At 25.0% G+C, this 26203-nt stretch carries 19 protein-coding genes; 15 read left to right on the top strand and 4 right to left on the bottom strand.

Annotated elements, in window-relative coordinates; translation table 4 throughout:
- Positions 1-61 precede the first annotated feature (61 nt).
- Genes MMOB_RS02245 through MMOB_RS02225 form a run of 5 tightly spaced genes read left to right on the top strand, consistent with a single transcriptional unit; the run spans position 62 to position 6678 of the window.
- Entirely contained in the window at positions 62-367 is a 306-nt protein-coding gene (locus MMOB_RS02245) for a hypothetical protein (RefSeq protein WP_011264934.1), read from the top strand.
- Complete coding sequence (locus MMOB_RS02240; protein ID WP_011264933.1) at positions 367-1995, top strand: DAK2 domain-containing protein; 1629 nt, start codon at positions 367-369, stop codon at positions 1993-1995. The genes MMOB_RS02245 and MMOB_RS02240 overlap by 1 nt, the downstream gene beginning before the upstream one ends.
- Positions 1996-2979 carry a phosphate acyltransferase PlsX gene (plsX, locus tag MMOB_RS02235; RefSeq protein WP_011264932.1) on the top strand — a complete coding sequence of 328 codons (984 nt, stop codon included), beginning with the start codon at positions 1996-1998 and terminating at the stop codon, positions 2977-2979. It begins immediately after the preceding gene.
- Positions 2980-3003: 24 nt separating this feature from the next.
- Positions 3004-3744 carry a ribonuclease III gene (rnc, locus tag MMOB_RS02230; RefSeq protein ID WP_011264931.1) on the top strand — a complete coding sequence of 247 codons (741 nt, stop codon included), beginning with the start codon at positions 3004-3006 and terminating at the stop codon, positions 3742-3744.
- A gap of 9 nt (positions 3745-3753) precedes the next feature.
- The gene (locus MMOB_RS02225) at positions 3754-6678 is read left to right on the top strand and encodes an AAA family ATPase (protein ID WP_011264930.1); all 2925 of its coding nucleotides are present in this window, start codon (positions 3754-3756) and stop codon (positions 6676-6678) included.
- Between the two features lie 81 nt (positions 6679-6759).
- Here MMOB_RS02225 and MMOB_RS02220 read toward each other — a convergent pair whose 3' ends face one another.
- Positions 6760-7677 carry a glycosyltransferase family 2 protein gene (locus tag MMOB_RS02220; RefSeq protein WP_011264929.1) on the bottom strand — a complete coding sequence of 306 codons (918 nt, stop codon included), beginning with the start codon at positions 7675-7677 and terminating at the stop codon, positions 6760-6762.
- A gap of 410 nt (positions 7678-8087) precedes the next feature.
- Here MMOB_RS02220 and MMOB_RS02215 point away from each other — a divergent pair, with 410 nt between their 5' ends.
- Genes MMOB_RS02215 through MMOB_RS02205 form a run of 3 tightly spaced genes read left to right on the top strand, consistent with a single transcriptional unit; the run spans position 8088 to position 12667 of the window.
- Entirely contained in the window at positions 8088-9698 is a 1611-nt protein-coding gene (locus MMOB_RS02215; protein WP_041362918.1) for a CTP synthase, read from the top strand.
- Between the two features lie 10 nt (positions 9699-9708).
- On the top strand, positions 9709-12366 hold the full coding sequence (gene ileS, locus MMOB_RS02210; protein ID WP_011264927.1) for an isoleucine--tRNA ligase: 2658 nt from the start codon (positions 9709-9711) through the stop codon (positions 12364-12366).
- Positions 12367-12400: 34 nt separating this feature from the next.
- Positions 12401-12667 carry an HPr family phosphocarrier protein gene (locus tag MMOB_RS02205; RefSeq protein WP_011264926.1) on the top strand — a complete coding sequence of 89 codons (267 nt, stop codon included), beginning with the start codon at positions 12401-12403 and terminating at the stop codon, positions 12665-12667.
- Positions 12668-12707: 40 nt separating this feature from the next.
- Here the strand turns inward: MMOB_RS02205 and fmt are convergent, their stop codons facing one another.
- The 3 genes from fmt to lepA are packed head-to-tail and all read right to left on the bottom strand — an operon-like array spanning position 12708 to position 15611.
- On the bottom strand, positions 12708-13544 hold the full coding sequence (fmt, locus tag MMOB_RS02200) for a methionyl-tRNA formyltransferase (RefSeq protein ID WP_011264925.1): 837 nt from the start codon (positions 13542-13544) through the stop codon (positions 12708-12710).
- A 4-nt stretch (positions 13545-13548) separates the two neighbouring features.
- Positions 13549-13806 carry a hypothetical protein gene (locus tag MMOB_RS02195; protein WP_011264924.1) on the bottom strand — a complete coding sequence of 86 codons (258 nt, stop codon included), beginning with the start codon at positions 13804-13806 and terminating at the stop codon, positions 13549-13551.
- Between the two features lie 8 nt (positions 13807-13814).
- Positions 13815-15611: a translation elongation factor 4 gene (gene lepA / locus MMOB_RS02190; RefSeq protein ID WP_011264923.1), complete on the bottom strand. Its 1797-nt coding sequence runs from the start codon at positions 15609-15611 to the stop codon at positions 13815-13817.
- 506 nt (positions 15612-16117) lie between these two features.
- Here lepA and MMOB_RS02185 point away from each other — a divergent pair.
- From MMOB_RS02185 to pgmB, 7 genes are read left to right on the top strand one after another with little or no spacing between them, the layout of a single operon-like run.
- Positions 16118-17548 carry a glycogen synthase gene (locus MMOB_RS02185; protein ID WP_011264922.1) on the top strand — a complete coding sequence of 477 codons (1431 nt, stop codon included), beginning with the start codon at positions 16118-16120 and terminating at the stop codon, positions 17546-17548.
- A gap of 3 nt (positions 17549-17551) precedes the next feature.
- Positions 17552-19432 carry a 1,4-alpha-glucan branching protein GlgB gene (gene glgB / locus MMOB_RS02180; protein ID WP_011264921.1) on the top strand — a complete coding sequence of 627 codons (1881 nt, stop codon included), beginning with the start codon at positions 17552-17554 and terminating at the stop codon, positions 19430-19432.
- Positions 19425-21593 carry a type I pullulanase gene (gene pulA, locus MMOB_RS02175; protein ID WP_011264920.1) on the top strand — a complete coding sequence of 723 codons (2169 nt, stop codon included), beginning with the start codon at positions 19425-19427 and terminating at the stop codon, positions 21591-21593. Before glgB ends, pulA begins: the two co-directional genes overlap by 8 nt.
- Entirely contained in the window at positions 21593-22738 is a 1146-nt protein-coding gene (locus MMOB_RS02170) for a glucose-1-phosphate adenylyltransferase (RefSeq protein ID WP_011264919.1), read from the top strand. Before pulA ends, MMOB_RS02170 begins: the two co-directional genes overlap by 1 nt.
- A complete protein-coding gene (gene glgD / locus MMOB_RS02165; protein ID WP_011264918.1) occupies positions 22738-23913 on the top strand; it encodes a glucose-1-phosphate adenylyltransferase subunit GlgD in 1176 nt (391 codons plus the stop codon). The genes MMOB_RS02170 and glgD overlap by 1 nt, the downstream gene beginning before the upstream one ends.
- Positions 23888-25537 (top strand): alpha-amylase family glycosyl hydrolase, encoded by a 1650-nt coding sequence (locus tag MMOB_RS02160; protein WP_011264917.1) that lies wholly within the window; start codon positions 23888-23890, stop codon positions 25535-25537. Before glgD ends, MMOB_RS02160 begins: the two co-directional genes overlap by 26 nt.
- Complete coding sequence (gene pgmB / locus MMOB_RS02155) at positions 25530-26201, top strand: beta-phosphoglucomutase (RefSeq protein WP_011264916.1); 672 nt, start codon at positions 25530-25532, stop codon at positions 26199-26201. Before MMOB_RS02160 ends, pgmB begins: the two co-directional genes overlap by 8 nt.
- Positions 26202-26203 lie beyond the last annotated feature (2 nt).

The following is a 26203-nucleotide window of genomic DNA, read 5'->3' as shown; positions in this document are numbered from 1 at the left end:
TTTTTTTGGTATAATTTAGAGTATTAATTAATAAAATTTATTTTAAATAAAAAGAGGACAAATGGATTATCCAAAAATCATTAGCAAACTTGCAAAAACAATAGCATCCGTTCCAGGTTTTCAAAATTTTGCAAGTTTATTTGATGATAAACGGGAAATAAATTATTTAGAAGTTGAACACCTTCCAAATGCATTTATAATCAATGAAGGTGCAAAAGGTTTAAGATTGAAAATGGGTGTTATTTTACTTTTAAATGCAAGAACTAAAATTATAGTAAATCAAATCAGAGAAGAGATTATCAATACTTTAAAAAACGAAAATTTAAAACTTGAATCTCTTGATATTTTCGTACAAGGAGTTAAGTAATGGAAAAAATCACAAGCGAAATTTGAAGCAAAGCACTTGTGTCAGGGGCTAATAATTTAATAAACAAAAAAAATTGAATTGATTCATTAAATGTTTTCCCTGTTCCTGATGGAGATACTGGTTCCAATATGTCCAACACTATTAAAAGTGGTGTTAAAGATTTGGGGAATGAATCTACAATTGGTGAAGTATCTAAAAAAATTGCAAGAGGAATGCTTTTAGGAGCAAGAGGAAATTCTGGGGTAATTCTTTCACAAATTTTTCAAGGATTTGCAAAAAGCTTTGAGAACAAAATAGAAATTAATGCCTTTGAACTTGTGGCAGGTTTTGAAAAGGCAAAAGAATATGCTTACAAATCAGTTTTAAATCCTGTAGAAGGTACTATTTTAACTGTTATTAAAGATGTTTCTGAAGCTTTAACAAAACATGTGACCCCCGCTATGAATAACAAAGAAATTATTGCTTTAGCTTATAAAAACGCGAGAAAAAGTTGTGATAACACACCTAATTTATTACCAATTTTAAAAGAAGTAGGAGTAAATGATTCAGGTGGCGAAGGTCTAGTTTTGGTAATTGAAGGAATGTTAAAATATTTAGAAGGAAATCCCGTAAGTTTTTTAGATGTTCCAGTAGATCCAAATATTGAAGCTTTTATTAGTAATACTGAAATTTTTGATGGAGAATTTGGATATTGTACTGAATTTCTTCTAGATTTAGAAAAAACAAAAAAATTTAATAAAGAAAATTTTATTTCCCATATAGAAAAATTAGGTACTTCTTTAGTAGTTGTTCAAAATGAAGCACTTGTTAAAGTTCATATCCATACATTAAAACCCGGAAAAGTTTTTAATTATGCTCAAAAATATGGTGAGTTTTTAAAATTAAAATCTGAAAATATGACTGAACAAACAAAGGAAAATAGAGAAAATCAAAAACAACATCAAATTGCAAATTCTTCATTAGTAAAAAATCCTTCCGGTTTAATTTCATGCAATACAGGTCAAGGGCTTATTCATATCATGAAAGAAAATGGTTGTGATTTTATCATTGAAGCAGGTCAAAGTTCAAATCCAAGTGCAGGAGATTTCATCGAAGCTATTAAACAAGTTAATAGTGATAATATTTTTATTTTGCCTAATAATTCAAATATTATTTTAGCAGCTCAGCAAGCAGCTCAAATTGTTACTGATAAAAATGTTTATGTAGTTCCGACAAAAACACAAATGGAAGGTATTTCAGCAATTTTTAATTTCAATAAAGAATTAGATTTTGAAGATAATAAAGAAGAAATGGAAGATGCAATTGACTCTACAAAAACAGGAGAAGTTACAATAGCTGTCAAAACCACAAAAATTAATGATGTTAAAGTTACTAAAGGTGAATTTATTGGACTTGCAAATAGAAAAGTTGTAATAAGTAATAAATCATTGATAAAAACAGCAAAAAAAGTAATTGATAAAATAATTTCTGAAGATGCAGAAATTGCAACTATTTATTATGGTGCTGAAGTTTCTGAAATTGATGCAAAAGATTTGAAAAATTATGTTGAATCAAAATATGATATTGAATCAAAAGTAGAATATGGTGGACAACCATTGTATCATTTCTATATAAGTGTGGAGGAATAAATGAAAATAATTGCTTTTGATGTAATGGGTAGCGATAAAGGAGTAGGACCTGCAGTTTTGGCTTCTATTAATTTTGTTAAAAAAAACTTAGATTATAAAATAATTCTTGTTGGAGATAAAACTTTAATTACAAAATATGTTTCCGAAAATGAAAGAATTGAAATTTATGATGAACCTTTAGAAGTTAAAAAGGGAGAAAATTTAAAGGCTGTTTTATCAAAAACAACATCAATGAGCGTTGCTATTGATTTGGTAAAAGATAACAAAGCAGAAGTTGTTTTATCTGCAGGTGATAGCGCTTCTTATTTGGCACTTTGTGTAATTAAGTTAAAAAGATTAGAAGGAATTACAAGACCAGCATTTATGCCAATTTTTCCAACGATTCTTGATGATAAAAAATTTGTTTTATTAGATGTTGGGGCTAATATTGAAGTTGATACTGAATATTTAGTTCAATGAGCTAAATTAGGATCTGTTTTTGCAAAAATTATGTGAAATATTGATAAACCAAATGTTGGAATTTTAAATATTGGTACAGAAGATTTTAAAGGTTTTAAATACCATCAAGAAGCAAATCAAATTTTAAAAGAAGCAAATCTTTCTGAAATGAACTACAAAGGCTTTGTTGAGCCAAGAGATATTTTAAAGGGAAATTTTGATGTAATTGTTGCTGATGGTTATGGTGGTAATTTAGTTTTAAAATCTCTTGAAGGAACTGTTATTGATTTTTCTTCTTTAATAAAAAGAAAAATAACTTCAACTTTTTTTAGAAAAATAGGAGCACTTATTTTGAAAAAATCTTTTAAAGAAATTAAAGAACATTTAGATTATAGAAATGTTGGAGGAGCTTGAGTAATTGGTGTTAATAGTATAGCTGTTAAAGCCCATGGTTCAAGTGATGAAAAAGCTTTCAAAGGAGCATTTAATCAAATTAAAATTGCTGTGGAAAATAATGTAATCGAAAATTTTAAGGAAATTTTATAATTAAAATTTATTGAAAGTAATCAAATGAATAAAAAAACAAAAATAGAAGGACTTGAGAATTTTTTAACCTTAAATAATATAATATTTAAAGATATCAAATACTATATTCAAGCTTTAACTCATAAAACTTATGCTAATGAACATGCAAATATTGAAAGTTATGATATTTTAGAATTCATAGGAGATGCAATTTTACAAATGAAAAGCTCAATATTTATTTTCCAACATTTTCAAAATATTACAGAAGGAGAAGCTTCTTTAATCAGGGCAAAAAATGTATGTTCTTCAGGTTTATCAGAACTTTCAAAAAAATTAGGTTTATCAAAATTATTGTTGATTTCTAAAGGCTCTGAACACTTAAGAGAAAATGTTAAAATAAATGCTGATTTGTTTGAATCGTTTGTTGCTGCTATTTATTTAGATTTAGGAGATGAAAAACTTGAAGAATTCTTGAAAGAAATTTTTTACCCATATATTTCTACTACAAATTTAGAATCAATAAAAGATCCAAAAAGTAGCTTTCAAGAGTATATTCAATCTTATAGCAATGAAATAATCGAGTACAAAATCACTCAATTAGAAAATGAACTTAGATCAGAATTATTTAAAGCAGAGTTGATGCATAATGGAATTACATATGGTGTTGGATTTGGAAAAACAAAAAAAGTAGCAGAAGAAGAAGCGGCAACTAGGGCATTAGAAACATTAAAGGCACCTTCAAAACAAACAATTAAAAAAGCAATAAAAGCAGAAAAAAAGGAGTAAATTAATACTATGAAATTAATTAAAATTGAAGCAAAAGGATTTAAATCATTCGCAGATGGAATAACATTAAATTTCGATGGAGGAATTGTTGGAATTGTTGGCCCAAATGGTTCAGGTAAAAGTAACATTAATGATGCTATTAGATGAGTTTTAGGAGAGCAATCTTTTAAAGCTCTTCGTGGAGATAATATGGAAGATGTTATTTTTGCAGGATCAAAAACAGCTGAAGCCCAAGATAAAGCAGAAGTAACATTAACTTTTGATAATTCTGATTATTCTTTAAAACAATTTGATAAAACCATAACTATTTCAAGAGTTGTCGAAAGAGGTAAGGGTAATAATTTATACTTTGTTAATGGAGAAATAGCAAGACATAAAGATATTAAAGATATTGCAGTTGAATCAGGAATGTCAAAGTCGTCTTTAGCAATCATTAGTCAAGGAACAATTAGCGAAATTGCCCAAGCTTCACCTGAAGAAAGAAGAAAAATTTTTGAAGAAGCAGCAGGAACCTCAAAATACAAACTTAGAAAAGAAGAAGCTTTAAGAAAATTAGAAAAAACTAAAGAAGCGCTTGACAAAGTTAAAACCGTTGTTTTAGAATTGAACAAGCAATTAATACCTTTAGAAAAGCAAGCAAAAAATGCAAAAACTTATTTAGAAAAATCAAAAGAATTAAAAAGTGTTGAAGTAGCTTTAATTGTAGAAGATTTAGTTTTATTTACAAATAAATTAGATTCAATTTCTACAAGTTTGAATCAAACAAGTGAAGCAAGAGAAGATCTTAAATCAGAATTAGAAAAAATTGAAAATGAGTTAAAAGTTAAAAATTCTTATCGTTCTAATTTTGAAACAGAATTGTCAAAAATAGATCAAAAAATTAATTCTTTAAATGAAAAATTACAAGAATTAGAAATTTCTCAGCAAAAAGAAGAGCAACGTCGTGAATTATTGATTAGTGGGCAAATAAATGCTTCAAGTAGCGAAAAAAATGAAGCAATGAAACAACAATTAGAAGCTCTTAATTCAAAAATAATGCATCTTAATTCTCTTGAAACTAAATTAACTAAAGATATTTCAGAAAAAAAAGAAGTTCAATCAAATTTAGAACTTGAAATCGGTAAATTAAGAGTTGAATCAACAAATACTCAAGCAAAATATAATAAAACAAAAACACAAATAGAAATTTTATTAGATTATCAAAAAAATAAAACAAATTTATTCAAAGGTACAAAAACAATTTTAGAAAATGCTTCTGTTTTTGATGGATTAGTAGGAACTGTTACTCAATTGATTGAAGTTGATAATGAATACGTTCCAGCAATTGAAGCAGTTTTGCAAAACGCCTTACAACATTTAGTTGTTACAAAATCAGAAGTAGCTGTTAAAGCAATTGAATTTTTGAAAAAAAATAATAGTGGAAGAGCAACATTTATTCCTCTTAACAAATTACAACCTAAAAAAATTAGAGAAAATCATTTATATGTGCTTCCTTCATTAGATGGATTTATAGATATTGCAGAAAATTTAGTGAAAATCGATCCTAAATATGACATTTTAAAAAACTTTTTATTAGGAAACATTATTGTAGCAACTGATATTAATGCTGCTAATAAAATGAGTAAAGTTCTAGAAAATAGTTATATGATTGTAACCTTAGATGGCGACATAATTAGAGTTGGTGGAATTTTAAGTGGAGGGGAAAAAGAAAATTCTAATAATTTATTAGGTTTAGATAATCAATTAGAAGTTTTAAAATCTTTATTACCACAACTACAAAATGCCGTTAATGAAAAAAATCGTGCTCTAGCAGAATTAGAACAAGATAAAAACATTGATTTTAATTTAATTCAAGAATACAATCGTAATTTAATAAAATCAAAAGAACAATTATTTTATTTAAGAGATGCCTTTGAAAAATTAAAAACTCAATATGAAAGTACTACAAATAAGAAAATTGATTTAGAATCAACAATTAATTACAAAGATACAATTGAAGAATTAAAATATGAAAAATCAAATCTTTTTGCTGAGGCTAATGCAAAAAGAGAACAAAACGAATCTTTAATTAAAGAAATTAGTTATTTAAATACTAAAAAATTTGATCAGGAAAAACAATTAAGAAATTTCGAATCTACTCATTCAGCTTCTGAAAATGAAAAAAATAAATTTGAGATTTTAATTTCTTCATTACAAAAAAGACTTGGTGAACATTATGAAATGACTCTTGAAATCGCAAGACAAACTCATGTTTTAGAAATACCTATTGAAGAAGCAAGAGAAATAGTTAAAACTCTACAGACTGAAATTAAAGCTTTAGGTAATATTAATTTAGATGCAATAGAATCATATGAAGAAGTAAATACAAGATATAATACTTTAAAATCTTCAGAAGAAGAACTATTAAATGCTCATGCAACAATTATTAATGCTATTAGTGAAATGGATAAAATTATTATTAGTAGAATGAGATCAACAGTAAATTTAGTTAATGTCGAATTTAATAAAGTTTTCCAAATCATGTTTGGTGGAGGGAATGCCGAAATTGAATATGAAAATCCAAATGATATTTTAGAATCAGGAATTGATATTATAGCTCAACCCCCTGGAAAAAGTATTAAGAATTTAAAACTATTTTCAGGTGGGGAAAAATCATTAATTGCAATTTCATTACTATTTGCTATTTTAAAAGCTAAGCCTTTACCACTATGTATTTTAGATGAAGTAGAAGCAGCTTTAGATGAAACAAATGTAATAAGATTTGCAGAATTTTTACAACAACTAAAACAAACAACTCAATTCATTATTATAACTCACCGTCAAGGGACAATGTCAAGAGTGGATAAACTTTTTGGAGCAACAATGCAAAAAAGAGGAATTACAACATTCTTTGGTGTTGAATTAGAAAAAGCTAAAGAATTAATTAAAAATTAAGAAAAAAACTCATTAAATGAGTTTTTTTAATTTATTTTTAATGATATATTGCAATAATGTATCTTATTTATGACTATGAGTTTAAGACCTTTTATTATTATTTTTATTTTTAAAATGCTTTCTTAAATAAATGAAAAGAAAAAATTTAAAAAAAGATTTTATAATAGGCATTAATCAATATAAATTTACATCTTTTCATTTAAGATCAATACTAAAATCATACATTTTTAAGTATTTTTTTAAGTTAACATAATAATACAAGCAATATCCATTGTGCGCTTTATTTTTATATTTACCAATAATGTAATTAAAATTATCAATAAAAACTTGAATTTTTTGTTTATCTCATGGTGAATTAGTTGAACTTCCTTCATTTTCCAAATTTCACACACCAACTGATTTATTCCAAAAGAAAATTTTTTCAGATAAAAAAACAATTTCATTATAGAGAATCATATCTTGGAAACTGACTTTTTCCCTTAATTCAACAGTTTTGTAAAAAACTTCATTTCTAACAAACTTACCTAAAGGCATACTTCATGGAGTAAGTGCGCTATATTTAGAAATTCGCCCAGTTTTTCTAAAAAATCCAACATTATTTCTTGTTTGTTTCCCCTTTTTTAATTTTGAAAATTCACTTATAATTAAATCATAATTTTTTTCAAAAATAGGTCAGATTTTTTCTAATGCACCCTTTATATATCAATCATCAGCATCTAAAATAGATAAATATTTTCCTGTTGTTAATTTATTATTTTTTACAAAATTAATAACACTTCCTCAATTTCCATTTTCTTTTTTATAAATTTTAAGATTTAGATATTTATCTTTCAACTCGTTAAGTATAGTTTCGGAATTATCTTTTGATCCATCATTTACAATAAGAACCTCCATATTGTCAATGTTTTTTTTATTTTCTTCAAAAATAGAATTTATTGCTTTTTCAATAAATTTTTCGCAATTATAACAAGGAATAATAACACTTAATTTTTTTTCCATTAAAAAATTATACAAGATTTTCTCTTAATTATTTTATTTTTAAATTGAAATAATGAGGTTAAAGATTCATAACTTATTTATTTAAATAAATTTTAATCTATTTTTTTAATTTTAATAAATATTGTGAATAATTATTAAAATTAAAAATCATAAAATATTTAAAGTTTTTAACTATAAAAATTCATAATTAAAATACATAAAAGACTAAAAATTCTTAATGCAAAAAATATTATAACTTAAGAAGTAATTTATTACAATTCAACATCAAAGTGTTAATTAAAAACTAAGAAAAAACTAATTTAATGGATTTTTAAGCAGCTTTTTTCAATTGTTTTTTAATTATTGAAAATACTTTTTTAATTTATTTTTTTAATTTATAATATAGAACATAAGTAAAAATGGAGGAAAAAATGTCAAAAACAAAGTTTATTTTTGTAACAGGTGGAGTGGTTTCGGGACTAGGAAAAGGTGTTTCAGCAGCTTCTTTAGGTAATATTTTAAAAGCAAGAGGATTTTCAATTTTTGTTCAAAAACTTGATCCTTATTTAAATGTTGATCCGGGTGTAATGTCACCTTATGAGCATGGAGAAGTTTTTGTTACTTCAGATGGTGGAGAAACAGATTTAGATTTAGGGCATTATGAAAGATTTATTAATACAAAATTCACTAAAGAAAGTAACTATACCTCAGGAAGTATCTTAAATAATATCATCCAAAGGGAAAGAGAAGGAGAATTTTTAGGTAAAACCGTTCAAGTAATTCCTCATGTAACTGATGAAATTATTGCAGTTATAAAAAATGCTGCAAATAAATATCAACCTGATTTTATTATCACCGAAATTGGTGGTACTGTCGGAGATATTGAATCAAATCCATTTTTTTATGCAATTGCACAATTAGGTGCAAAAAATCGTGATGACATTTTTTTTATTCACGTTTCTTACATTATTTATTTGCAATCTTCACAAGAATGAAAAACAAAACCTTCTCAAGTTTCACTTGAAAAATTAAGAAGTTTTGGAATTAATGCAAACATGCTTTTTTTAAGAAGTGAAAAAGAACTACCATCTTTCATAAGAGAAAAAGCTTCTACTTTTTCTTTACTTTCATATGAAAATGTTATCCCTATTCCAGATTCATCTTCAATTTATAAAATTCCTTTATATTTGGAAGCACAAAATGTCGCAAAAATTATTCTTGATCATTTTAAAATGGAAAATCCAATTCCTAATTTAGAAAAATGAGAAAAATTTGTTAATTTAATCGATAAACCAAAAGGTTTAGAAATAAAATTGGCAATGTTAGGAAAATATACAGAATTTCCAGATGCTTATAAATCAATTGTAGAAGCTCTATTTGTTTCTTCTACTTATGAAAATGTAAAAGTAGTGCTTACTTGATTAAGTAGTGAAAATATTAAAGAAGATAATATTGAATTAACTCTTGGAAAATTTGATGGAGTTGTCATTTTACCAGGATTTGGAATTAGAGGATGACATGGAAAAATTGTTGCTTCTTCATGATTGAAAAAAGTTAATATTCCAACTTTTGGAATTTGTTTAGGTTTTCAAGCAATGGTTATTGCTCAAGCAAGAGAAAAAGGTATTAAGGATGCTGATTCAGCAGAATTTAGCAAAAAAGGAACAATGGTTCTAAACACTATCCAGGAGTCTACAAAAGGAAGTAGTTTAGGTGGGACTTTAAGATTAGGTGAATATGATGTAAATGTAGAAAAAAATACATTAGCATTTGATATTTATAAAAGCACAAAAATTTCCGAAAGACATAGACATAGATATGAAGTTCAACCAGAATTTCAAAAAATTCTATCAGATGATGAATTTATATTTTCAGGTTTTAATAAAAAACTAAATACACCAGAAATTTGCGAAGTTAAAAATTTAGATTTCTATTTAGGAACACAATATCATCCTGAATTTAATTCTACTCCACTTGAGCCACAAAAATTATTTAGTGCGTTTATACAATCGATAAAAAAGAGAAAGTTAAACTCTAAATAGAGATAAAAATATGAAAAATAAATATAAAGAAACTCTTAATATCCCTCAAGATGTTTTACCTATGAGAGCCAATTTAATAGAAAAAGAGTTAAAATTTAAAACCTTCTGGGATCAAAATAAAATTTATCAAAAAGCACTAGAAAAAAATAAAACAAATAAACCTTTTATTTTGCATGATGGGCCTCCATATGCTAATGGAGATTTACATATTGGACATGCATTAAACAAAATTTTAAAAGACATAGTGGTAAGATATAAAAGCCTTTCAGGTTTTTATGCTCCTTTTGTTCCAGGTTGAGATACTCATGGACTACCTATTGAAAATAAAATATTAAAAGAATTAAAAATTGATGATCATAAAAATATAAGCACTTTAGAACTAAGAAAACAAGCAAGAGAATATGCATTATCTCAGATAAAAAATCAAAAAAAACAATTTTTAACAATGCAACTTTTTTCTGATTTTAAAGACTACTATCAAACTTTAGATCCTAAATTCGAAGCTGAACAATTGAAAGTGTTTAAAAAAATGGCTTTAGATGGTTTAATTTACAAAAGTTTACAGCCTGTTTTTTGATCTCCATCTTCTCAATCAGCTTTAGCTGAAGCAGAAGTAGAATATCATGAACATAAATCACACTCAATTTATACTGCTTTTAAAATTGTAAAAGGTAATAAATTTGTTGAAAAAAATGATTTTTTAGTTATTTGAACAACAACCCCATGAACCTTAATTGCAAATTCAGGAGTTAGTGTTAAAGAAGAATTTTCTTATTCAAAAATTAATTATGAAAATAAAAATTATATTTTTGCAACTGATTTAGTTCAAAAAGTAACAGAAATTTTTGGTTGAAAAAATTTTAAAATCATTTCCAGTTTTCAAGGTAAAGATTTAGTAGGAATTGAATATCAAAGACCTATTAAACAAGAAAAAACAGCTCCTATTGTTTTAGGGCACCATGTAACTTTAGAATCAGGATCTGGTCTAGTTCATATGGCACCTCTTTTTGGATTGGATGATTTTATCATTGGAAGAGTTGAAAAATTAGAAGAAATTATGCACATTAATGATGATGGAAGTATTAATGAATTTGGCAATCAATTTGCAAACAAATTTTATTGAGATGCAAATCCTGAAATTAATGAATTTTTAAAGCAAAATAATTTGTTATTGCATCATTCATTTTTATATCACTCATATCCACATGATTGAAGAACTAATAAACCTGTAATTTATCGTGGTTCAAATCAATGGTTTGTTTCAATTGATCCAATTAAAGAAAAAATCACAAAATCTATCGAACATGTTGAATCATATCCAACTTGAGGAATTAGCCGTTTGAAAACTATGATTGATAATCGAACAAGTTGAACAATTAGTAGGCAAAGAGCTTGAGGAGTTCCAATCCCAATTTTTTATAATGAAAAAAATGAACCTGTTTTTGAAGAAGAATTATTTGATCATATTATAGATTTGGTTTCAAAATATGGAACTGATATTTGATTTGAAAAATCAACAGATGAATTATTACCAGAAAAATATAAAAATAAAAATTGAACAAAAGAAAAAGATATTATGGATGTTTGATTTGATAGTGGAACAACTTCAATGGGAGTAAAAATTGAAGGTGCTCCTGTTCCTTGAGATGTTTATTTAGAAGGAAGTGATCAATATCGCGGATGATTCAACTCATCTTTAATCAATTCAGTAGTTTATTACAATCAAGCTCCATTTAAAAAATTAGTAAGTCATGGATTTGTTTTAGATGAAAAAGGTAATAAAATGTCTAAATCAAAAGGTAATGTTGTCTTACCACAAGAAATAATTTCTAAATTTGGTGCTGATATTTTAAGATTGTGAGTTGCAAATAGTGAATATACTTCTGATGTAACTATTGGAGAAAATATTATTAATCAAAATGTTGAAATATATAGAAAATTTAGAAACACTTTTAGATTTTTAATTGCTAATTTAGTAGATTTTGATTATAAAAAAGATTTAAAAGAATTGACAGGAATTCATTTACTAATAAAAGAACAACTAGAGACTTTAAAATTTAATACAAAAATTGCTTATGAAAATTTTCAATTTACAAATGTGATAAAATTAACAAATAATTTTGTTTATAACTTATCTTCTTTTTATCTTGATTTTTCAAAAGATATTTTGTATGCAAATAAAATAGAAGATTTACAAAGAAAAATGATTCAAACTAATTTTTACAACATTACAAAAACTTTATTATTAATTTTAGCTCCAATTTTACCAACTACAATCGAAGAAGTTTATCAAATATTTGATCAAGCAAACAAAAAAGAAAGTGTTCATTTAGAAAATTTCTTTGGAATATCAAGTATCGAAACAATTCAAGAAGAAAAGTGAAATTCCTTTTTTGAATTAAAAAATAAAGTTTATGCTTTGATTGAAATAGCAATTAAAGACAAACTTATTAAAAGCGCAAATCAAGCATTAGTTTACATAAAAGAAACTGATGAATTCTTAAAAACATTAGATTTGAAAAATCTTTTAATGGTGGGTAAAGTTATCTTTTCTAAAGAAAATAAAATTGAAAACTATGAAGGTCATTTATGCGAAAGATGTAGAATTTATTTTGATTTTATAGATAAAGATAATTTATGTGTTAGATGTTCGAAAGTTATATTATAATTATTTGTGTTAATAAAAACTATAAGGAGACATTATGAAAAAATTAGAAGCAGTTGTTATTGACAAAATTGGATTTCATGCAAGGCCAGCTTCGAAAGTTGTGAATGTAGCTTCAAAATTTCATTCAAAAATCGAAATAACTAAAGCAGATGGAACTGTTGGAAATTTAAAATCAGTAATAAATATTATGTCTTTAGCAATTAGACATGGTGAAAAAATTAAAATTACTGCTGAAGGCGAAGATGAAGCAGCAGCAATCAAACAAATTGAAAAAGTATTAATTGATGAAAAATTAATCTAATTTTGTTAAAAAAGATCCTCATGACGAGGATCTTTTTTAATTAATTTAAATCAACAATTTTTTTACCTTCAATTTGATATTTTGTTGCATACAACAAACCATTTTTATATTTAATTTCTAATCCTTTTTTATTTGTTAAAGAAACTCTAAAAATTTTAACTCTTTTTTTGTTTAAAAAAATATATGATCCAGGATTAGAACTAAATGCTCTTACTTTATTTTTTATTTCTTCAAAAGTCATTTTTTCTAAATCAATCTTTGCATCTTCTTTTAAAAGTTTAGGAGCTTGTGTTGCAAAAAATTCGTCTTGAACAATTTCTTCAAAATCATTTTTCATAATGCTTTCTAACCAAAAATTGATTTTCTTACTTGCTATTAAAGACATTTTTAAAAAAATAGAATCCGCATCATCATTATCATATATTTCGAATTCTTCTGTTTTTAAAATATTTCCAGCATCCATTTTTTTTGTCATATAGATTAAAGAGATACCTGTTTTTAAATCCCCGTTCAAAATTGCATGTTGAATTGGAGCTGCTCCTCGATATTTTGGTAATAATGAGCCATGAATATTTAAAGATGCTTTCTTTGGAAGTTCTAAAATATTAGTAGGGATATATTGTCCAAATGCAGCTGTAAGAAAAAAATCAAAATCTAATTTTTCTAATTCATGAAAAATTTGAGATATTTTTTCAGGTTTAAATAATTTTATTTTATATTTATTAGCTAAAAAACTTACAGGAGATTCTTGAGTTTTTAGCCCCCTATTTGCTTGTTTATCTGGCTGAGTAATTATTGCGACAACTTCATATTTTTTTATTATTTCTTCAAAAATTGGAACTGAAAAATCAGGAGTTCCTGCTAAAATTATTTTCATTTATTTAAAAAAATTCCTTAATTTTTTCTTTTTTTGCATAAACACGAAATGATCCTTCAGTAATTTTATTATAATAATAATTTTCTGATTTTAAAATCTCAAGAAGAGTTTCAATCAAAACACCTTTTCCTTTCCCTGTTATGAAAAGGATAGATTTTTTGTAGTCTGAATTTTCTTCAAGAACAAAAAGCTCATTCAAAATAACTCCTGTTGCTTCTCATGAATCTAATCCATGCAAATCTATTGTTTTTTCTTCAAACATCTTACATCCTATTTTTTAGTTACATCAGTTTCTAAAATAGCCAAAAAAGCTTCTTGAGGAATTTCAACAGAACCAATTGATTTCATTCGTTTCTTTCCTGCTTTTTGTTTTTTTAGAAGTTTTTGCCTTCTTGTTACATCTCCACCATATAATTTAGCTGTAACATCTTTACGATAAGCTTTAATTGTTTCTCTTGCAATTACTTTTGCACCAATTGCTGCTTGAACTGGAATTTCAAAGTTTTGTCTTGGAATTACTTCTTTTAACTTTACAGTTAAGTCTCTACCTCTACTATATGCAAAATCTTTGTGAACAATGATTGCAAGAGCATCAATTTTTTCACCATTTAAAAGAACATCTACTTTAATTAAATCGCTTTCTAAATAACCAATTATTTCATAATCAAAAGAAGCATATCCTTTTGTTAAACTTTTAAGCCTATCAAAAAAATCAAAAACAATTTCTGATAAAGGTAAATTGTAAACAAGTCTTCTTCTATTTTCGTCTAAAAATTCTAAATCTTGATAAACTCCTCTTTTACCTTGACACATTTCCATTACAGCTCCAACATATTCTTTAGGTAAAATTATGCTTGCTTTTATATAAGGCTCTTCTATTTTTTGGATATAATTTTTCTCTGGTAACAACGAAGGATTTGAAATAGACAACATTTCACCATTAGTTGTTGTGACATGAAATTCAACACTAGGAGCTGTTGCAATTAAATCTATATTAAATTCTCTACTAAGTCTTTCTTGTAAAATTTCCATATGAAGCATCCCTAAAAAACCTACTCTAAAACCAAAACCTAGAGCTTTTGAAGTTTCTGGTTCAAAAGAAATTGAAGAATCACTTAAAGAAATTTTTATTAGAGATTCTTTTAAATCGTCATAATCTTGAGAATCGATAGGAAAAAATCCTGTGTAAACTACAGGTTTTAATTTTTTATACCCTTGTAATGGTTTTTCGGTTGGATTATTATATAAAGTGATTGTATCTCCAACACTAACATCTTTTGCATTTCTAATTGAAGCCGATAGTCATCCAACTTCTCCAGCTTCTAAACTATCTTTTTTTAATTCTACTGGTTTTCTAACACCTAATTCTGTTGCATGAAACTTGTTTTTACTTTGCATGAAGAAAAACTCATCTCCAACTTTTATTTTTCCTTCAAAAATTCTAATCAACAAAACAACACCACGATATTGATCATAATATGAATCAAAAACTAAGGCCTTTAAAGGCTTATTATCATCTGCATTTTTAGGAGCAGGAATTTTTTCAATAACTGCTTTTAAAACATCTTCAATATTTTTACCTGTTTTTGCAGAAATTAAAATCGCATCAGAAGCATCTATTCCAATCACTTCTTCAATTTCTTTTTTTACTGCTTCTGGATCTGAAGAAGGTAAATCAATTTTATTTATTACCGGAATTATTTCTAAACCATTATCCATAGCTAAATAAACATTTGCTAAAGTTTGAGCTTCAATTCCCTGTGTTGCATCAACAAGTAAAATAGCGCCTTCAGAAGCCGCTAAAGATCTACTTACTTCATATGTAAAATCAACATGTCCAGGAGTATCTATTAAATGAAAAACATAATCTTTATATTTAATTTGAACTGCATTCAACTTTATTGTTATTCCACGTTCTTTTTCAAGATCCATAGAATCTAAATGCTGAGCTTTTAAATCTCTTTTTTCAACTGTTTCAGTCAATTCTAAAATTCTATCTGCTAAAGTACTTTTTCCATGGTCAATATGAGCTATTATTGAAAAATTTCTAATTTTAGATTTATCCATTATTTCATTATAGCAAAAAGCAAAATCTATTTATATTTTAACATTCTAACTTTTTAAACATTTTCATTTAGAAAATTTATATTTAAATAATGCATTTGCATATTTGATTATTACTTAAAATATTAAACAAAAATTCTATTCTTACTTTTAAACTTAAATGATATGTTGAAAATTATCTGAAAAATTTTAGTTTCTTTAAATATTATGTCTACTATTTTAACTTCCCTTTTTAAATTTCATTTTATACAACAAGATTTAGTCATGTTTTTATATTAATTTTTAATTTTTGAACATATTTTTATCATTTTTTCAAAAATTTTTAATGTTTTGAATAAGTTCAACAAAAAAATATCAAGTTTATACACATATTTTTAAAAAATATATATATAAAATATATATAATTTAAATGAAGTAAAAAAAATAAAAAGTTTCAATTAGTTTATATTCAATTTGTGAATTAAATTACTATGAAAAATTCTATTTATATTCTATATTGAAGGTTAAAAATGAAAATTTTATATATAAGTGTTGAATGCTTTCCATTCATAAAAACTGGAGGACTAGGAGATGTAGCTTATTCTTTCCCTAAGACTTTAAAAAAATTAGGAAATGATATAAAAGTTTTTTTAATCTATAGTGACTCAATTAGTGAAAAATATAAAGAAAAGATGCGTAGCGCTTACTTTTTTTCTTTGGATTTAAATGGAAAATCTTTTCCTGTTGAAATTTTTTCTTTAGTTATGGATGATATTGAATATTTATTTTTTAATGACCCAAGTTTTAAAAACATTGAAAGAACTGCTTATCTTGATTTACATGAAAACTCTACTTTTTACTTAATTTTTAATAAAGCAATTTCAAAATTTTTAGAATTAAGTGCTTTTAAACCAGAAATTATTCATGCAAATGATTGACATACAGGAATACTTCCTTTGTTTTTGTCTGGTGAAAAAAATGAAAATTCCAAATTAAAAGTTGTTTTCACAATTCACAATTTACAATATCAAGGAGTTTTTGGAGCTTCAAATGTTTTAAAATATTTAAATGAAAAAGAAAGATCGAATTCTCTTTTAAGTGAAATCATAAGTAATGATATTTTTAATTTTATGAAAGCTGGAATTATTTCTAGTGATATTGTCACAACTGTTTCTGAAACTTATAAAGAAGAAATAAAACAACCAATGCAAGGTATGGGTCTTGAGTCAGTTTTAAATAAATATAACAGTAAATTAAGAGGAATTATAAATGGGTTAGATTATGATATTTTTAATCCAAGTATTGATAAATACATCGAGGCAAAATATGATGTGTCAAATTATAAAGAGGCAAAATTAATCAATAAAATTGCATTGCAAAAGGAATTAAATCTTGAACAAAATAAAAAAATCTTTTTAATTGGAATGATTTCAAGATTAGCGAATCAAAAAGGAATTGATTTAGTTTTAAATTCCTTATGAAATATTGTAAAAGATAATGATATTCAATTTGTTGTTTTAGGAACAGGTGATGTAAATTATGAATCTAATTTAAAATCTTTTGGAAATAAATATCCAAGAAATTTTAAGTTTATTAATAAATTTAGTGATGAATTAAGTCATAAATTATATGCAGGACTTGATGCTTTTTTAATCCCGTCTTTATTTGAGCCATGTGGATTAACTCAATTAATTTCACTTAAATATGGTTGTATACCAATAGCTAGAGCAACAGGCGGATTAATTGATACTATTACTTCTTATAATGACAAACAAGAAAATGCAAATGGATTTTTATTTAAAGAATATACTCCAGAAGCTTTATATAAATCTGTGAAATTAGCAAAAAATTTATTTTATAATAACAAACCGGAGTGAAATAAACTTATTTATTTTGGAATGGATCAAAGATTTGGATGAGAAGAAATTGCAAAGAAATATTTAGAAAGTATTTACAAATAAATCATGAAAAATATTTCTTCGAAAAATTTATCACTCAATTTAGAACCATTTTATGGAGGATATGAAACTGCACTTTATAAATTTTTAGGCTCTCATTTAACTACTAAAAATGGAAAAAGTGGAGTTATGTTTAGAACTTGAGCACCAAATGCTAAAAAAATTGAAGTATTAATTGCAAATGGAGAAAAATTTTTACTAGCAAAAATAAATGAAGCTTTTTGAGAAGTTTTTATTCCAAACTTAAAAAAAGGAACAGCTTATAAATATTTAGTCACAACTATAGATAATAAATTACTAACAAAAGCAGATCCTTTTGCTTTTTATTCTAATCAATATCCTTATTTTGATTCTATTGTTTATGATTTAAATAATTTTATTTGAAGTGATGAAGCATTTTTGAAAAGTAGAAAAATTAAAAATGCACATAATTCACCAATATTAATTTATGAAGTTCACTTAGGTTCTTGAAAAAAAACACCTGATAATGGCTTTTTAAATTATAAAGATTACTCAAAGGAACTAGTATCTTACTTAAAAAAAATGAATTACACACATGTGGAATTTTTACCACTTTTTGAACACCCCTTTTTAGGATCTTGAGGTTATCAAATAACAGGTTTTTTTTCACCTACATCTAGATATGGGACTCCTGAGGAACTAAAATATTTAATTAATGAATTACATCAAAATGGAATTGCAGTAATTTTTGATTTTGTTCCAGTACATTTTTGTAAGGATGATCATGGTCTTAGAGAATTTGATGGAACAAATCTTTTTTCATATGAAAATGAAGTTGATAGAGAAAATTATTTATGAGGAACGCAAAATTTTAATTTAACAAAAAATGAAGTAAAATCTTTTTTTACTTCTATTTTATATTACTGAATTGAAGAATTTCATATTGACGGAGTAAGATTCGATGCTGTATCAAATTTAATATATTATGGAGGTCTTGAAAAAAGAGGGATAAACAATAGTGGAGTAAACTTTATTAAACACATTATTTCAATTGTAAAAAAAGATTTCCCTAATATTCTAATGATTGCTGAGGATTCAAGTTATTACAAAAAAGTTACTGGTGATAATTTTAATAATTCACTTGGCTTTGATTTAAAATGAAATTTAGGTTTTTCAAATGATTTATTTGAGTTTATAAAAAAACCATATTGAGAAAGATTAGGAAATAATTTTCACAAATTAACTTTTAGCATGGCATATTATTTTGATGAAAGATTTTTACTTGCTTTTTCACATGATGAAGTAGTGCATTTAAAAAAATCTCTTCTTAATAAATCTTTTGGATTAAGAGATAAGCAGTTTTCTCAAATTAGATTAATGCTTTTTTACTTAATTACACATCCTGGTAAAAAACTAATTTTTATGGGACACGATTTTGCGCAATTTGATGAGTGAAATGAAAACAAAAGTCTTGATTGACATTTATTAAATGAGGATTCTTTTAATTTAGAAAACAAAAGAGTAAATATTTTTTCAAAAGAATTATTTTCTTTTTATGTAAATAATAAGTCTTTATTTGAATTAGATTTTAGCAATGAAACTTTTAAATGAGTTCATTTAAACGAAGAACAAGGAATTTGAGTTTTCTCTAGACATTCTAAAAATAAAGAAGATTTTAGTCTTATTGTTTTGAATTTTTCAATTGAATATTTTGAAAATTATATTATTAAAAATGTTCCAACTGCTTCTTATTACAAGGAAATGATTAATACTGATGATTTAAAATTTGCAGGTACTGGAGCAATAAATAGCATAGGAAAAATAATTGAAGTTAAAAATAGTGAAGTAAATGTAAAAATAGCTCCACTTAGTGGCTTTGTTTTGAAACCTTTTTTCAAAGTTCAAAGAAAGGCAAAAAATGAATAAAACAGCATTACTTGATTTATACAATCCACATGATTTAGAAGCATTTTTAGATGATTTTAACGAAATAGTTATTAAAGCACCAAAAAATTTTTACACTCATAATGATTCATTTTCTCTTGAGAATATAAATACAAATGAAAAGTTAAATAATCTTCAAATTGCATATATTGATGATAAAAATACTTTTTCGTATTTACATCTTTTTATAAAAAGCAATTTTATAGATTTTAAAAACTATTACAAAATTATTGGTAAATATAATTATGAAATAGCTTTAAAATTTGGTCAAATAATAAAAAAAGAAATTTTTGATGAAATCTTTTTTTATTCTGGAAATGATTTAGGTCCAACATACTCTAAACAAAGTACCACATTTAAAGTTTGATCTCCGACTTCATATAAATTAAGATTAAAAATAAAGAAAAGTTTTAATGATATAGCAGAATATTTTGATATGGAAAGACAAGAAAAAGGAATTTGACAAATAACAATTTCAAGAGATCTTGAATCTTATTTATATCAATATGAAGTTGAAAATAATTTTATAACAAGTGAAACTATAGATCCTTATGCTAAAGCATCAACTGCAAATGGAAAATACTCTTATGTAATTAATTTAGATCTTCTAGAAAAATATAATTTTGTTTATAAAAGTAAATTAGCAAATAAAACAGATAGAATAATTTACGAAATAAGTATTAGAGATTTTACAGATTCTAATGAATTTAAATATCCTGGTAAGTATTTAGGTTTAACTGAAGAAGGTATTAAAAATAAAGATGGTTTTTCAATAGGAATTGATCATATAAAAAATCTAGGAATCAATACAGTTCAAATTATGCCTTTTTATGATTTTGCAACCGTAGATGAAGAAAGAGATGTTGAAAATCAATATAATTGAGGATATGATCCTTTGCAATGAATGGTTCCAGAAGGTTCTTATTCTACAAATTCTTATGATCCATATTTAAGACTAATAGAAACAAAAAAAATGATAAATAATTTTCATAAAAATGATATTGATGTAGTTATGGATGTTGTTTTTAATCACGTTTATGATGCTTTTTCATTTTCTTGACATATTCTTGCACCTCATTATTTTTATAGATATAACACAGATTTAAGTTTATCAAATATGTCAGGTACAGGAAATGATGTTGCAAGTGAAAAGAAAATGGTTCGCAAATATATTGTAGATGTTGTTAAACATTGACAAGAAACATTCAAAATTGATGGATTAAGATTTGATTTAATGGGCCTTTTAGATATTGAAACGATTTTAGAAGTGGACGAAAATACAAAAAATAATAATAGTAATTTCATTATTTATGGTGAAGGATGAGTTATGAATTCTGAATCAACTAAGAAGATTTTAGCTAACATGGAAAATTCTAGATTTTTAGCAAACATAGGTTTTTTCAATGATTATTTTAGAGATGTTTTTAAAGGAAATCAATGGAATGTTTATTCAAAATCTTTTAGTGCTGGTGATTGACAACAAGGACATAAAGCTTTAAATTCTATTACTGGATCTTTAGGATTATATGAATATGCAAAGAAGTTTAATTTTTTAAGTCAAAGTGTTAATTATGTAGAATGTCATGATAACTATACTTTATTTGATTTTTTTAAAATAAAATTAAGTAGTTTTTCTGATTTTACAATTAAAAAAATTCATGCTTTAACAACAGCTATTACACTTATTTCTCAAGGTATACCATTTATTCATGCAGGACAAGAAATTTTTAGAACAAAATATAATGTAGAGAATTCTTATAATTTCCCAATTGAAATAAATAGATTCGAATGAAATAAATTAAAAGAGAATTATTGAAATGTTGAGCTTATTAAAAAAATTATTGAAATTAGAAAAAAATATAATCTTTTTAGACTTGAAACAATTCAACTTGTTAAAGAACATGTAAAAATTTTTGTTGGCAATAATTCCTTAATTTATTATCTTTTAGAAGATTCTGATTATAGTATTCAAGTTAATATAAATATCAACCAGAATGACATTGAAATAGATTTAGATAGTAATTTTTGAACTTGTATTTTAAATAGTCAAAATTTAGAAAATAATGAAATTAAAAATAATAAAATCCTTATAGAAGCACATGGATTTTACATATTCATCAAAAACAAAAAGAAGGTAAAGTAATGGTAAAAAAGGAAATGATTGCAATGATTCTTGCGGGTGGTCAAGGTACAAGATTAAAAAATCTTACAAAAAAAATCGCTAAACCAGCAGTTCCTTTTGGAGCAAAATATAGAATAATTGATTTTACATTGTCAAATTGCATTAATAGCGGAATTGACACAGTAGGTGTTTTAACTCAATATAGACCTCTTTCATTATTAAAACACATAGGTTCGGGAATTCCTTTTGACTTAAATAGACTAAATGGTGGAGTTGTTTTGCTAAGTCCATATGTAAAAGAATCCGAAGGTTATTGATATGCAGGAACAGCTCATGCGATTTTTGAAAATATTGATTTTATGAATGAATATGATCCTACTTATGCTTTAATTTTGAGTGGAGATCATATTTATAAAATGGATTATTCTAAAATGTTAGATTTTCATAAAGAAAAAAATGCTAATGTAACAATAGCAACCATTAATGTATCTTTTGAAGAAGCTTCAAGATTCGGAATTTTAAATACAAACGAAAATAATATGGTTGAAGAATTTGAAGAAAAACCTAAGATTCCTAAATCTACAAAAGCTTCTATGGGTGTTTATATTTTTAATTACCAACTATTAAAAGATACTTTTGAAGAGTTAAAAAGTAAAGGTAATAATTTTCAAGATTTCGGACATAACATATTACCTTATATCTTAAAAAAATATAGTAAAATATTTGCCTATGAATTTAATGGTTATTGAAAAGATGTTGGAACAATTTCTACTTTTTATGAGGCTAATTTAGATCTAATAAAAAATCATAAAAATTTAGACTTAAGAGAAAAAAATTGAACTATTTTTACAAAAAGTTCATCTCATTCGCCTCAATATATAACAAGTGGTGGTAATGTGGTAAATTCTTTAGTAGCAAACGGAGCAAAAATAGAAGGACATGTTTCAAATTCAGTAATTTTTGAAAATGTTAAAATTGGTAAAAATACAATTATTGAAGATTCTGTAATAATGTCAAATGCAATAATTGGTGAAAATTCTTTTATTAAAAAAACAATTATTATGGAAAATACAGTAGTAAAAGAAAAGATGGTTTTAAATTCATTAAATAATCAATCATTGAATGAAGAAGATGGAATCATTTTATATGATGGGAAGGAAAAATAATGAATTCAAAAGTGTCAAAGATTCAAGCTATAATTGATACACAAGATAATGGATTAAATTTATCAGGTATTGACTCAAGAAAATCCTTTCCCCTTGTAAATGTACTAAGCAGATATAGAATGATAGATTTTTGCTTATCTAATATTGTAAATTCAAAAATAAATAGTGTTTTTATTGTTATTGATAAACCTAATAGACATATTTTTAATTACATCGATAATGGTATTTTTTGAGATTTAAATCGTATAAATTCAGGAATTAAATACTTATTTGCAGCAGGCGATACACAAAATAAAAAATTTAGTAATATAGATGCTATTTTTAACAATTATACTTTTCTTACTGAAATTGACAATAATACTGAATATGTTTTATTTACAAATTCTGACTCAGTTAATAGAATAGATTATGAAGATATGTTTAAACAATTAATAGAAAATAAAGCTGATGTTATTTGAGCATATAAAAGTATAGAAATTTTTGATTATAATGCTGAAAACTATAAAAGAGCAAAAATTTTAAGTTTTGAAAGTAATAGTAAAAAAATTAAGACTTTTGGTAAAAATACTTTTAAAAACATTAAAATTAATTTAGATATTGGAATATTTATTTTAAAAAAAGAATTATTTTATCAAGCATTAATTGAATCTATGGCTGATAATAAAATTAATAGTATTCAAGAATTTATAAGAAATTTTTATGTTTCAAAATGAGAAATTATAGGTTATGAAATTAAAAATTTTGTTGGCAATTTTTGAACCATTGAAGAATATTTTAGAGGTCAAATTTCATTATTATTAGATGAGAAAAATCTAAGTGAAATTTTAAAACCCCCTCTTTATACTCATGAGTATAATTATTCTCCTTCCTATTATTCAAAAACTGCTAATATCAACAATTCCCTTCTAGGTCAAAATTGTGTAATTGATGGAGAAGTGATTAATTCTATCATTTCAAATAATGTAAAAATTGAAAAAGGTGCAAAAGTGGAAAATTGCATTCTTCTAGATAATGTAATCATCAAGAAAAATGCAAATTTAAAAAATATTATTGTAGACAATGATTCAATTGTGAGTGAAAATAAAAAAATAATAGCAATAGAAGAATCGCCTCTAGTTTTAAAGAAATCGATTCACAGAAAGGATCAAAATGAAATTATTAAAGTGACAAGATAAAATTATTTATCAAATTTTTCCTAGGTCATTTTTTGACACATCAAATGATGGTAATGGTGATATTAAAGGAATTATTAAAAAACTAAATTATCTATCTTGACTAGGTGTAGATGCATTATGACTATGCCCTGTTTATGAAACTGAATTTGCTGATGCTGGTTATGATGTTTTAGATTATTATAAAGTTTGAGAAAAGTTTGGAACTTTAAAGGATTTTAAAACGCTTATTAAAAAAGCAAAGGAATTAAATATTGAAATAATCATGGATATTGTTTTAAATCACACTTCAACTAGTCATGAATGATTTAAAAAAGCAATAGAAGATCCTACATCAAAAGAATTCAACTATTACATTTGGCAAGATAAAGCAACAGATGAAAAATCTATTTTTGGATCAAGCGCATGAGAATATGTTCCAAGTATTAAAAAATATTATTTTCACTTGTTTTCAATTTCTCAAGCTGATTTAAATTGAGAAAATCCTGCGACCATCGATGCTATGGCTGATGTAATAAATTATTGATATACTCTAGGGGTAAAAGGGTTTAGACTAGATGCAATTCAACATATTCATAAAGATTTTTCTGAAAAAGATACTTCATTTTTTTCATTTGGAAAAAAAATGACTTCTCTACTTCAAGATTTAAAATCAAAAATTGATAAAGAAGATATTTTTTTAATAGGTGAAAGTAGTGGAATTCAACCAGAATTAATTCCAAACTGAACTGAAGGTAAAAATAAAATTGTAGATAATTTCTTCAATTTTTCATGATGATGAATTGGTTGAAATCAAATAAGTGGAAGAAATGGATATAATCCTGACTGAAGTTTTAAAGATTTTTATTCAAAACAATTTATTGAATACCAAGAAAGCAACAAAATATTAGATAATGCTTTTACAGTTTTTTGATCTAATCATGATACTTCAAGAGCATTAAGTAGATGAGGAAATGAAAATATTTTCTGAGAAGAAAGTGCAAAAACCTTAGCACTTTTCCAATTTACCTTAAAAGGTCTTATGTGTATTTATTATGGAGAAGAAATCGGAATGTTAAATACATTTTTTGATTCAAAAGAAGAATTAAGAGATGTCGATGCAATTAATTCGTTTTCATTTTGAGTAGATGAAAAAAAATATTACACAGAAAACGAAATGTTAAGAGCTCATAATATTAATAGTAGAGATAATACTAGAACTCCAATGTTATGAGATGAAAAACAAGTAAATTTTGGTTTTAGTAAAGCAAAAAATACATGAATTAAATTAAATCAAAACTCTAAAAACACTAGTGTTGAAAAGCAAATAAAAAACCCTAATTCTATTCTTAATTTTTATAGAAAATTAATTCAATTAAGAAAAGATTCTAAGTTTAAAAATATTTTACTATTTGGAACTTCAAAAGTGCAAACATTCAATAATTTTGAAGTATCTAGTATAACTAGAGAATTTAATGGTGAAAAAATCATTTCTTATATTAATTTATCAAGTCATTCGCATTCTATTGTATTTCCAAAAAATGCAGAAATAATTTTAAGTTCATACAGTGAACAGCCTTTTAAAATTGACTATTTAAGAGCATATGAATCAATTATGTTTTATACAAATGAGAAAAAAAATGATTAAGGCATTTATATTTGATTTAGACGGTGTCATTACAGAAACTTCAATTTTGCATTTTGAAGCTTGAAAAAAAATTGTAAAAAAACACTTAGGTATTAATTATTCTAAAGAAGAAAATGATTCACTAAAAGGATTAAGTAGAAAAGATACTTTATTACAAATTTTAAAATTGCATAATTTAGATAAAAAATTAACAGAAGTAAAAATTAATGAGTTATGTGAAATAAAAAACAACTTGTATAAAGAATATTTAAAAACAAAATTAACTAAAGAAGATATTTTACCTAAAATAAAAGAGTTATTATTAGAAGCAAAAAAACATAAATTAAAACTAGGTATTGCTTCTTCTTCACATAATGCTCCTATAATTTTAAAGACATTAGAAATATATGATTTATTTGATTATATTTCTAATCCGGCAACTATTAAAAATGGAAAACCTGCACCTGATATTTATTTAGATGTAATGAATCATTTTGAGCTAAAACCAAATGAGTGTGTAGGTTTTGAAGATGCAATTGCTGGTGTTCAAGGATTAGTTTCGGCAAAAATGTATGTTGTTGCCTTTACTTATGGAGTAAAAGAAAATTGAAAAATTGCTGATCTTATTTATCAAGAAACAAAAGATATTAATTTTAAAGAAATAATGAATTTAAAAGGAAAATAAAA

The sequence above is a fragment of the Mycoplasma mobile 163K genome, from assembly GCF_000008365.1.
Taxonomy (GTDB): Bacteria; Bacillota_I; Bacilli_A; order Mycoplasmatales; family Metamycoplasmataceae; genus Mycoplasma_J; species Mycoplasma_J mobile.
This window is presented reverse-complemented; position numbering and strand designations above follow the sequence as displayed.